The organism is Neobacillus niacini NBRC 15566 (genome assembly GCF_001591505.1).
GTDB lineage: Bacteria > Bacillota > Bacilli > Bacillales > Cytobacillaceae > Neobacillus > Neobacillus niacini.
In genome coordinates, this window is the sequence record NZ_BCVA01000017.1 from 17,581 (window position 1) to 30,148 (window position 12,568).

General features: G+C 38.2%; 7 protein-coding genes. 5 read left to right on the forward strand and 2 right to left on the reverse strand.

Translation table 11 applies throughout. The annotated features are described in order from the left end of the window. Both lacZ and BANA01_RS14190 read left to right on the forward strand, forming a co-directional pair. Positions 1–3,066, forward strand: coding sequence for a beta-galactosidase, LacZ type (lacZ, locus tag BANA01_RS14185; RefSeq protein ID WP_063253593.1), 3,066 nt, complete (start codon positions 1–3; stop codon positions 3,064–3,066). An 82-nt stretch (positions 3,067–3,148) separates the two neighbouring features. Continuing rightward, on the forward strand, positions 3,149–5,392 hold the full coding sequence (locus BANA01_RS14190; protein ID WP_063253594.1) for an alpha-galactosidase: 2,244 nt from the start codon (positions 3,149–3,151) through the stop codon (positions 5,390–5,392). Between the two features lie 119 nt (positions 5,393–5,511). Here the strand turns inward: BANA01_RS14190 and BANA01_RS14195 are convergent, their stop codons facing one another. Continuing rightward, positions 5,512–7,023, reverse strand: coding sequence for a DHA2 family efflux MFS transporter permease subunit (locus BANA01_RS14195; protein WP_063253595.1), 1,512 nt, complete (start codon positions 7,021–7,023; stop codon positions 5,512–5,514). 372 nt (positions 7,024–7,395) lie between these two features. After that, entirely contained in the window at positions 7,396–9,696 is a 2,301-nt protein-coding gene (locus tag BANA01_RS14200; protein WP_063253596.1) for an N-acetylmuramoyl-L-alanine amidase, read from the reverse strand. A gap of 168 nt (positions 9,697–9,864) precedes the next feature. On the opposite strand from BANA01_RS14200, the gene BANA01_RS14205 reads away from it, so the two are divergent. The 3 genes from BANA01_RS14205 (at position 9,865) to BANA01_RS14215 (ending at position 12,532) form a co-directional block, all read left to right on the forward strand. Then, on the forward strand, positions 9,865–10,572 hold the full coding sequence (locus BANA01_RS14205) for a M48 family metallopeptidase (protein WP_063253597.1): 708 nt from the start codon (positions 9,865–9,867) through the stop codon (positions 10,570–10,572). 57 nt (positions 10,573–10,629) lie between these two features. Continuing rightward, positions 10,630–11,151 carry a YehS family protein gene (locus tag BANA01_RS14210; RefSeq protein ID WP_063253598.1) on the forward strand — a complete coding sequence of 174 codons (522 nt, stop codon included), beginning with the start codon at positions 10,630–10,632 and terminating at the stop codon, positions 11,149–11,151. 421 nt (positions 11,152–11,572) lie between these two features. Then, entirely contained in the window at positions 11,573–12,532 is a 960-nt protein-coding gene (locus BANA01_RS14215) for a quinone oxidoreductase family protein (RefSeq protein ID WP_063253599.1), read from the forward strand. Positions 12,533–12,568 lie beyond the last annotated feature (36 nt).

The following is a 12,568-nucleotide window of genomic DNA, read 5'->3' on the forward strand; positions in this document are numbered from 1 at the left end:
ATGATAAATACTCAAATCAATGAAAATAAACAAGTGCGAACTCCTTCTATAGATTGGCTTACAGATTTAAATATGTTTGCCGTTAACAGGGTTCCGGCACATTCCGATCATGTGTACTATGAAACAATGGAGGAAGCAAAAAAAGCTTCTACAATGAAAATGCGTCATGATTTGAATGGAAATTGGAAATTTCATTATTCGATTAACCCTGACTCAAGACCAGAGCGCTTTTACGAGCGTGACTTTGACTGCTCGGCTTGGGGGAATATTGTAGTCCCAGGACATATTCAGTTACAAGGATATGGAACTCCACAATATGTGAATACCATCTATCCATGGGATGGGCATAGAGATGTCCAGGCACCGGAAATCCCAACGGATTTTAACCCAGTTGGCAGCTATGTGAAGGTCTTTAATATACCTGGGAATATGGACAACAAGCCTGTTTATATTTCTTTTCAAGGTGTCGAGTCTGCTTTCTTTGTTTGGTTAAATGGAGAATTTGTTGGTTACAGTGAAGACAGCTTCACACCTGCTGAGTTTGATTTAACTCCTTTTCTAACAAAAGGAGAGAATAAACTTGCGGTTGAGGTTTTCCAGCGAAGTACTGGCAGCTGGCTTGAAGATCAAGACTTTTGGAGATTTTCTGGTATTTTTAGGGATGTTTATCTCTATACAGTACCTGAAATTCATGCACAAGATATCCACATCCATACCGATCTTGACTCTTCCTATAAGAATGGAGAGCTTAAAGTAGATTTAAGGCTGCTGCCCACCGTTCCCGCAGGGTCTAAAATAGCAGCAGAGCTTTATGATCGTAAAGGGAACACTGTAGCTAAAATAACCAGCGAGCTTACGGGTGAAAATAGTTCAGTATTGATGGAAATAGAAGCTCCGAAACTTTGGAGTGCGGAAAATCCTTATTTGTATAAACTCTATATCCAAATTTTTAACACTTCAGATGAACTTGTAGAAGTCATTCCCCAAAAGGTCGGGTTCCGAAAGTTTGAGCTCGTTGATAAAATCATGCGTCTAAATGGCGAAAGAATTGTGTTCAAAGGTGTAAACCGTCATGAATTCAATTGCCGTAGTGGCCGTGCGATTACAAAAGAAGATATGCTTTGGGATATTAAAACATTGAAACAAAACAATATCAACGCAGTTCGTACTTCTCATTATCCAAATCAAAGTTATTGGTACGAGTTATGTGATGAATATGGTATCTATGTGATTGATGAAATGAATTTAGAAACACATGGTACATGGCAATGGATGGGAGTGGTTGAACCTTCACGGAATATTCCCGGCAACAAACCAGAATGGCAGAATATTGTCTTAGACCGGGCCGTTTCTATGGTCCAAAGAGACAAGAACCATCCATCTATATTAATTTGGTCATGTGGTAATGAGTCATATGCAGGTGAGGTAATCCTAAATGTTTCCCGTTACTTCAAATCTGTTGACCCAAGCCGTCTTGTTCATTATGAGGGTGTATTCCATAATCGTGACTATAACGACACTAGTGATATGGAAAGCCGGATGTATGCGAAGCCGGCAGATATTGAGGAATATTTGAATGATAACCCACAAAAGCCTTATATAAGCTGTGAGTATATGCATGCGATGGGGAATTCTCTTGGAGGCATGGACAAATACACAGCATTTGAAACTAAATATCCGATGTATCAAGGTGGATTTATTTGGGATTATATTGATCAATCGCTCGTAAAGAAGGACCGCTATGGTCAAGAGTTTTTTGCATATGGTGGAGATTTTGGAGACCGTCCTTCAGACTATGGATTCTGTACGAATGGGATTGTCTATTCCAATCGTGAGTTGTCACCAAAAATGCAGGAAGTAAAATATTTATATCAGAATATGAAGCTAAACGTTGATAAATATGGGGTTACCATTCGTAATGAAAGTTTATTTGAAGATACATCTGCCTATGATTTGGAATACATTCTATTCCTTGAGGGCAAAGAATTATATCGGAATCAGGAACAAGTGGTGATTTTACCGCAAAGTGAAGGTCGAGTTGAATTTAAATGGCCGGCTGAATTAGTAAATGAAGCTGGAGAATATGTCATCCACACATCAATGAAACTAAAAGAGGAACAGCTTTGGGCGGACGCTGGTTATGAAATTGCCTTTGGCCAATATGTGTTTGAGGATATCCAAAAAATTGCACAGGTTCCTAGTGGAAATCTAAGGGTAGCATATGGAACTCAAAACATTGGTGTGCATGGAACTGATTTTTCCATTATGTTTTGTAGAAAAGCCAAAAGTCTTATTTCGATGAAATATGGCGGCAGAGAGATGATCGAAGCTCCGTTACTTCCACTATTTTGGAGGGCAACTACTGATAATGACAAAGGATTTTCTCAAGGGTTTACCTCAGGATGCTGGTATGCAGCCAGCCTGGCTCGTCAATCTGTTGGGTTAGATGTAAATGAACAGAAAGACAAAGTAGAGGTTACGTTTACCTATAAGTTTTCGATTCATTCAGAAATCGAAGTGAAAAATACGTTTACAGTATTAGCAGATGGTAGTGTACATGTTAAATCTGTTTATCATGGTGCTGAAAACCTCCCGCAAATGCCGATTTTTGCACTTTCATTCAAGGTTTCTGCGGATTATGACCAATTAGAATGGTACGCAATGGGACCTGAAGAGAATTATTCAGATCGTGCAGCCGGGGCAAGACTTGGCGTGTTTACCAATAAGGTTACTGACAATTTATCCGGATATGTAAAACCTCAAGAGTCTGGCAACCGTACTGGAGTACGCTGGGTAAACCTAACAAACAGTGATGGACATGGAATGAAGATTTCTTCTGCTTCTCGTCCAGTAGAATGTAATTTTTCACCGTATACAGCATTTGAATTAGAAAATGCGGCACATTATTACGAACTTCCTAACGTCCACTATACAGTTGTTACTGTAGCGGGAAAACAAATGGGGGTTGGCGGTGATGATAGCTGGGGAGCGCCAGTTTACCCTGAACATCTAGTGAACGCAAATGAAGACATGGAATTTGAATTCACGATTCAACCAATTAAATAATGTACAAGTAAAGAGCTTGAATGAATCTCAGGCTCTTTACTTGTATTTTTGAAGAGAATCCAGCCTTGGAAGGAGTATATGTATGTATATCTTTGTTAACGAACCATCCAATCAATTTCATTTAACAAATGGAAAAATTAGTTATATAGTTAATGTCCTTAAAAACGGAGGTCTTGGTCATTTATACTTTGGAAAAGCGATAAGACATCGTCATGATTTCTCTCATCTTCAGAAAAATGATGTTCCTACACCTGCAAGTTGTCATTTTTTTCAGGATGATCCTGCTTTCTCATTAGAAACAACTCGCCAAGAATACCCTGTCTACGGGAAAGGTGACTTCCGTGATGCTGCAATTGAACTTGAAACAAGTGAAGGTAGAATAGGAAATCATTTTACCTACAAAGATTATGAAATTTTAAAAGGAAAACCAAAGCTAGATGGATTGCCTGCTACCTATGCTGATGGAGATGAGTCCACAACATTAACCATTAGGTTATTGGATGATACAACGGATACGGAACTGCTTTTAACTTATTCCATCTTTCATCATTTTCCTGTTATCACGAGAAGTGTAACCGTAAAAAATGCCGGTTCAGATAACGTGTATCTAAAAAAGATCATGAGCTCTTCAATCGACTTTCCAGATAGTGATTTTTCAATGGTGCACTTATCTGGAACATGGTCTAGAGAAAGACATATAAAAGAACGTAAATTAGTAGAAGGAATTCACTCTATTTCAAGTATACGCGGTGCAAGTTCGCATCATCATAATCCATTTATTGCGTTGAAAAGGAACGATACAACAGAGCATGTGAATGAGGTATACGGGTTTAATTTTATCTATAGTAGTAATTTCATAGCTCAGGTTGAAGTCGACCATTATCAAGTTACAAGAGTGATGCTGGGGATTCACCCACACCAGTTTAAGTGGAAGTTAGCACCTGAAGAAAGTTTTCAAGCTCCAGAGGTCGTCATGGTATATTCTGATGAAGGATTAAATGGAATGAGTCAAACCTTTCATGATTTATACCGAAATCAGCTAATTCGCGATCCTTGGAAAACAGATGAGAGACCTATTTTGATCAACAATTGGGAAGCAACCTATTTTGATTTTAACCAAGAAAAACTAGTAAATATAGCTGAAAGTGCGAAGGGACTTGGGATTGAGTTGTTTGTGTTAGATGATGGCTGGTTTGGGAAACGAAATGATGATACTTCTTCACTTGGAGATTGGTTTGAAAATGAAGAAAAATTACCGAATGGTTTAACTTCATTGGCACAAAAGGTAAATAACATGGGGATGAAATTTGGGCTATGGTTTGAACCAGAAATGATCAATCCGAACAGTCAATTATTTCGTGGTCATCCTGAATGGGTTGTAGGCAGGCAGGGAGAGCATCTAACATTTGGACGAAATCAGCTTGTGTTGGATTTCTCCAGAAATGATGTCGTGAAGTATATTTATGAGAAAATGGCAGGCATTATTAGAAATACCCATCTGACCTATATTAAGTGGGATATGAACCGTAATATCACGGATGCTTATTCGGCCGCCTTAGGACATGATCAGCAAGGAGAATTCTATCATCGGTATATCTTAGGTGTGTATTCTTTATATGAAAAATTAACAAATGAGTTTCCTGACGTATTATTTGAATCCTGTGCAGGCGGGGGCGGCAGGTTTGACCCAGGTATGTTTTATTATGCTCCACAAGCGTGGACAAGTGATGACACAGATCCAGTCGAACGGCTAAAAATTCAGTATGGGACTTCACTTGTGTATCCAATATATAGTTTGGGTTCACATGTGTCTGCTGCACCAAACCATCAAACAATGCGTTCTACTTCGATTGATACAAGAGCCAATACTGCATACTTTGGTACGTTCGGGTACGAACTTAATCCGCTTGAATTGAGTGTGGAAGAAAGAAGGGTTATTAAGGAGCAGGTCCAGTTCTATAAAACGCAACGAAAGCTTGTACGCGATGGGGATTTTTATCGTCTATTTAGCCCTTTTGAAAACAATGAAACAGCGTGGATGATTGTTTCAAAGGACAAATCAGAAGCCTTAGTTGGCTGGTATAAAGTACTGGCAACTCCTAATCCAAAAAAACAACAAGTACTTGGACTGAAAGGATTAGATCCAAACCTCTTATATGAAATAGAAAACAATGGTAAAGAATTTTATGGCGATGAACTCATGTATCACGGTGTAACACTGCCAACAGAATTTAATGGTTCAAATCATCACAAAGCAAAACGTGGAGGAGATTATCAATCAACTATCTATTATTTAAAGGCAAAGGTGGATGTAAATAGGGTGTAAAAAATGGAGTAATCTCTACACTCGGCAGTGTTACAAAACGGGCCATTTTTTTAACGAAAAAATCCCAAGTGAATTCTCCTCACTTAGGACTTTTTTCCACCCCACGGGGAATTCTTATTTTATGCCAATTTACGTCTAAACCTTTTTTTAGATGGTGTTCCTTCTATTTGAGCTTCTGCTTGTACTGCCTGTTTGATAAAGAAGGATAGAAGCAGGGCAAAACTAGCAATTAAGGTTGATAAAAAGAAGGTATAATTGATTCCTTCAAGCATGGCTTTCATGGCAATTTCCGCCTGTATTTCAGCTATCCCTTTTTCTGGTACAGTTTTTAAAGCTTCTTTGGATAATTGGGCTGTGTATGATTTCGAATAATTAGACATAGCTGTGACCAAAAGGGCCGTACCGATAGCACCGGATACCTGATTTATTGTGTTGTTCATGGCTGTACCGTGTGGATAGAGACTTACAGGAAGCTGATTTAAACCATTTGTTGAAACAGGCATCATCACCATTGATATGCCCAACATCCTTACTGCATGTAAAATCACCAAGTAATTGTAGGGTGTTGTGAAAGTTAACTTGCTGAAGTAATAGGTTGTAATTGTTGTAATAATTAGGCCGATGATTGCTAACATCCGCCCCCCAAACTTATCAAATAATCTTCCTATAATGGGTGACATAATTGCCATCAACAGCGCTCCTGGAAGCAGCAATAATCCGGTGTCCAACGGCGATATACCTCGTATTGTTTGAACATATATAGGGAGAAGTAAAAAGCCTGAAAACATTGCCATATTAAGTACAATCGTAATCGTTGCAGATAGCGAAAACATAGGGTATTTAAATACCCTAAAATTAAGCATGGGAAAAGCTTGTTTTGTTTGGCGTAAGATAAACCATATTAGGGAGATAACGCCAATTAGCAGCGGCATATACACTAGTGCACTTGTCCAGCCTTTACTACCGGCGGAACTAAAACCGAATAGGAGCCCTCCAAAACCAATGCTTGATATCAAAAGCGAAAATAAATCAAGTTTAATATCGGTTTTATCCTTTTTGTCCTTAAGTGTAAAATAGCCAATCAAAATAACGATAATAGCGATAGGCGTGATAAAGTGGAAAAGCATTCTCCAGTGATAGTGTTCAATAATCCAACCTGATAAAGTAGGACCTATTGCTGGAGCGAACATGATAATTAAACCAAAGACACCCATAGCGGCCCCGCGCTTTTCAATCGGAAAGCTTACTAGCATGACATTCATTAGTACCGGCATCATGATGGCTGCTCCGGAAGCTTGAAGAATCCGGCCAATTAATAATATGGAAAAGAAATCAGTACTACCGGCAATGATCGTCCCTATTGCAAATAGGCCCATTGCTGCCAAGAATAATTGACGGACTGAAAATTTTTGAAATAAGAATGCAGTGGTTGGAATTAAAATTCCGTTTACTAACATAAAGACTGTCGTTAACCATTGAACGGTTGCTGTATCAATATCTAAATCAACCATTATCGATGGCAGTGCGATATTTAATAATGTATTATTTAAAAATGTAATAAATGTGCCGATCATAAGTACAGCAAGAATCCCATACGGTGGACGATGAGTCTTTTTTAGCGATTTATTCATGGTATCTCTCCCTTAGTGTATAAAAGACTCTCAACATTTACATAATTAGATGAATCATTCTTTTTGGATTGGCATCCAATACACTCAACATTTCCAAAGTAAGCGTTAACATAGATTACATTCTATTCTAAGCTCCCCAATAATAAAAAACATTCTCTAAAACTGCTTGATTATAACTTATAGTTGACTGTTATTGCTTTCTAATTGTGTTTCTGGGAACAATCTAATAAGAAAAGATAAATGAAGAAGTGCTTGTGAGTAATATAGTTGCGAAGATTCTGTTTAGATTTAAAGCTTAGGAGCATGATTATAAATAAAAAAGATAGGCCGAGAAATCTATGAGATTTCTGGCCTATCTTTTTTATAAAAATATTAATAAACTCTAAAGTACTCGACAACCCCGTCGGCAATAGCCTGGGCTAATTTGTTTTGATAGGAATCTGTCAATAACTTTTGTCTTTCACTAGCGTTATTAATAAAACCAATCTCTGTTAACGTTGCAGGCATAGCGGATTCGCGGAGAACGGAGAAGGTATCTCCATCTGTCCCACGATTGTTTGCGCCTGTATATTCAATCAAATTCTGTTGAATAAAGCTTGTAAGAGTCATACTCTTAGCAATTCGATCAGGATTATTATGCCATTGATCATTAATTTTCGAAGGGTAATTTGGATCATATTCATAGAAGTATGACTCAATACCATTCGCAGAAGTGCTTTCACCTGCTGTAGAATTAGTATGAATACTTATGAAAACATCAGCCTTTAAATCATTTGCCATTTTAGAACGGTCTAGTAATGATACATAGGTATTGTCATTACGTGACATATAAACGGTATAGCCTTGGTTTAGTAAAAGCGTTTGAACTTTTTTCGCTACCGCTAAATTCAAGCTTGCTTCGTTATATCCTCCAGCTACTGCGCCGGGGTCAGAGCCCCCATGTCCCGGATCTAAAAATATCTTATAAGCACTTTGATTGAACGTAACAGTATTGGCAGGCAGTGTTGTGACGAAACCATTATAGCCTGTTTCTCTGATGGTAATCGTATGCTGGCCATTAGGGAATTTGGCGGTGTCAAGTGTAAAATGAAAGCCAGCTTTTCCATTGTTGAATTGAGGATATACTCTTTGGACATCAGCGCGCGCATCTCCATAGTCAGCTTGGCCAACAACTACACCGTCCACTAATACTTCTATCTTGGCGACGCCGCTATTATCCAAAAACCAGCCATATACGTTATGATTTCCTCTAAGTGTTGTACCCGGTGGTGGACTATCCAAAACTCCCAACGCATTTTTAATGGTTATAGTTCGATCAGACAGGGGAGTAACTGTACCATTCTTCCCGAATTCTCTGACTGTAAGGGTATGCTGGCCATCTGCAAACTTGGTTGTATCTAGTGCAAAATGAAAACCTGATCTTCCATTGTTGTATTGAGGGTAAAATCTTTCAACATCTGGCCGTGCGTCCCCATACGAGGCTCGACCAACAACTACACCATCCATCAATATTTCTATCGCTTCGACTCCAGATTCATCCAAGAACCAGCCATACACGCTTTGAGTCCCATAAAGTGTTGCCCCAGAAACTGGCTTATCCAGGAATCCTAAGGCATTATCAATCGTTACTGTACGTTCAGTCAATATTGTGTAATTTCCATTCATACCAGTTTCTTTAATGGTTATGGTATGCTGGCCATCTGGAAATTTAGTCGTATCCAGAGCAAAATGATAGCCAGATTTGTCATTATTGAATTCCGGATAGAGTTTTTGGACATCAGGTCTAGAATCGCCATAGACTGCCTGACCAACTACAGCACCATCGACTAAGACTTCTATTTTTGCGATGTGGCTGGCATCCAAGAACCAACCATAAACATTTTGCGTTCCATTAATGGTAGAGCCAGCAGCTGGCCTATCCATGAAACCCAAGGCATTATCAATCGTGATGGTATTAGCCGGCAAAATTGTAACCTGCCCGTTCATACCAATTTCCTTGACGGCAACGGTATGTTGGCCATCGGTAAATTGAGTTGTGTCTAGAGCATAATGATATCCCGAATTCCCATTCTTGTATTTAGGATAAAACTTTAGTACATCCGGCCGCGCATCACCATACGCTGCTTGGCCCACAACAGCTCCGTCAACTAATATTTCTATTGCTGCAACGCCACTGTTATCTAGGAACCACCCATACAAGCTTTGTGTTCCATTAACAGTAGAGCCAGATGCTGGTCTATCTAAAAAACCTAAGGCGTTATTAATCTGTATGGTATTAGCCGGCAATGTCGTGACTTGTCCGTTGATACTAGTTTCTCTGATTGTAATGGTGTGTTGACCATCTGCAAATTGGGTGGTGTCGAGATTAAAATGAAAGCCGGCTTCCCCATAGTTATATTGAGGAAAAGCTTTTTGAACATCAGGTCTCGCATCACCATAGACAGCTTGTCCAACAACAGCGCCGTCCACTAAAACTTCAATTTTTGCAACTCGGTTTTCATCGAGAAACCATCCATAAACGTTTTCCGTCCCACTTAGTGACGTACCCGTTACAGGCTTATCCATGAATCCAATGGCAGTTGTTTCCGCTGAGGCAAATAGTGGAACTTTTAGACTCAAAAACATTACTATGGCAGCCATGAAAACTACTGCAAATACTTTATTAAATTTCATTTCTTCTCCTTTCGTAGCTATTAATAAGTCTACTCTATAATACTATTAATCTAATGATTAAAAAACATATATTTACATTTAATGACTAAATTCTGCTCATTAACTTGCTTCATTTGTCGAAATATGTTTAAGTTTAGTAGTAATTTGAAGAGTAATAAGGGGATTGAAATGATTCATACTTATTTAGGGCAAACAATTCGTTTTGAAATAAGGTATAAAAAACGCACTTCAATTAGCATTTCAATAGATCTGTATGGAAATGTTGAAGTACAGGCTCCTAAAGGAATATCTGATGAACACCTGATACAGGCTTTAGAAGAAAAATGGGATTGGATCCAGCAGAAACGAAAAGAAATGAAGGATAGAACCAATGGACCAACGGTAAAAACCTATGACCATGGTGAGAGCTTTCTATTTTTAGGAAAAGAATATCCCATTCGGATTTTACATGATATCGATATCCAGCAAGACTATGTTGTGTTTAAAGAAGAAGAGCTACATATATTTGTGAAACAACTTGAGGATGAAAAAGTTAGACAAGCATTAAAGCGGTTTTACTATCAGCAGTGTAAGATGTTAGTCGAAAAGAGTATAAAATGCTATCAAAGCAACTTTAAATCAAAGCCGCGGTCAATCAAGATTACAGATAATAAGACCAACTGGGGCACCTGTGATTCAAGGCAGCAGTTGACGTTTAATTGGCGGCTTGCGATGGCGCCGCAGAGTGTGATTGACTATGTAGTCGTCCACGAAATGTGCCATATGGTTCACCTGAATCATGATCGGTCCTTTTGGAGGCTTGTTGGGAAAATAATACCCGATTATGAACAGCAAGAGAACTGGTTAGCGTTATCCAGTTGGAGAATGACTGTTTAACAATTGGAACGGATATACTTGTGCTATGGAAATAGCCATCTTATTGGAGGTTTTTAAATGGAGAATAATGATATATTAATTCGTTTACGTTATGCGCTAGATATAAAAGATACAGATATGGCAGAAATTTTTAAATTTGGCGGGGTTGAAGTAACAAAAGAAGAAGTGCTAAAGATCCTTACAAAACCAAAGGACAGTTACGGCGAAGAAGATTATTATGATGATATTGTCGAAGATGAGGATCATATTAAATGCACAAATAGTATGTTAGAGTCATTCTTAAATGGCTTTATTACGTTTAAACGAGGTAAGCAAGAACCAAAGCCTGGACAATTTGATACACCATTACCCCCAAAGAGCAAGGAAAGCATAAATAACCAGTTGTTAAAGAAGGTAAAGATAGCACTTTCTTTAACGTCTGAAGATATGCTTGATATATTTGATAAAGCAGGAATAACTGTAACAAAAGGTGAATTAAGCGCCATGCTTAGAAAAGAAGGGCATAAGAATTATAAGCAGTGCCTTGATAAATACGCTAGGAATTTTTTAAAGGGATTAGCACTTAAATATAGAGGATAAGACCATGATTAGAAGGCGCTATATAGCATAGCGCTTTTTTGGCTCTTTATTTCGACATTCATTTTATCTTTTTTAGTATCTAAAAGCATTATTTGAAAGGGTTTTACCCCACATTAATCAATCGTTTGCATAACACTTTTATGTGTCTAAGTCTGTCATTAATTGTAGTAACTTACTTATTTTGGGTGCCATTGTAGATGTTTAGCGAAAAATAAACATTACCCTCGACAAAAAATTTCCCTGAAAATAACTAGATATTCGTTTTTAAAAAGGGGTTTGTACCATTTTAATCAATCGTTTGATTCCAAGAAATATTGTCAGTAGTTGTCGTCTTAACCATAATTGAAAAGTGACTTTTTTGTATTTGCGCTAAAATAACATTACAACCTTAAATATATTTTTAAAAGCGAGGAGCAGGAAAATGAAAGCACTTATCTTTGAAAAATTCGGCGGGCCCGAGGTATTGCAATATAGAGATATCCCAAACCCTGTCATTAAAGAAAATGAAATATTGGTTCGGATGAGAACAATAGGGTTAAATTATGCAGATATATACCGACGGAAAGGGAACTATCATCTAGTCGGTACACCCCCTTATATATTGGGGTATGAGGGTGCAGGTATTGTGGAAGAAGTCGGAAACAGCATTACAGATATAAAAGTTGGAGATCGAATTGCTTTTGCAGATGTACCATTAGCTAATGCTGAGTTGGTTGCAGTTCCCTTTGAAAAGGCAATTCCGTTACCAGATAATATTTCCTTCGATACAGCCGCAACTGTCTTACTTCAGGGTTTAACTGCACATTACTTAACAAAAGATAGTTATAAAATTAAGCCTGGAGACTCAGTCCTTATTCATGCAGCGGCTGGCGGGGTTGGTCAAATTCTTATTCAAATTGCAAAATTAGTAGGAGCACAAGTAATCGGGCTTACTTCTTCATTTGAAAAGACTAAAGCTGCTTACTCAGCTGGAGCGGACCAGGTTTTTTTATACAAAGATGATTGGGTTGAGGAAGTAAAGAAAGAGACAAATGGAGTAGACGTAGTATATGAATCGGTCGGCTCTACATTAGAAGAAAGCTTTGAAGTTACTAAAGTTGGAGGTACTGTTGTTTTTTATGGCATGGCAGGGGGAGACCCCGCACCTGTTGATCCTAGGATGCTCATGGATACCTCAAAAACACTAACTGGCGGGGATCTTTGGAATGTTCTTACAACTTTAGAAGAAAGAAAATCACGGTCAAAACAGTTATTTGATTGGATTGGGGAAGGGAAAATTAACGTTCAGGAACCAGCTGTTTTTTCTTTAAACGATGGATATAAAGCACATACGTTACTGGAGAGCCGAAAAAGTACAGGTAAAATATTATTAAGACCTTAAACTTATAAAAAGCCCTACAAGATAGGATATCTTGTA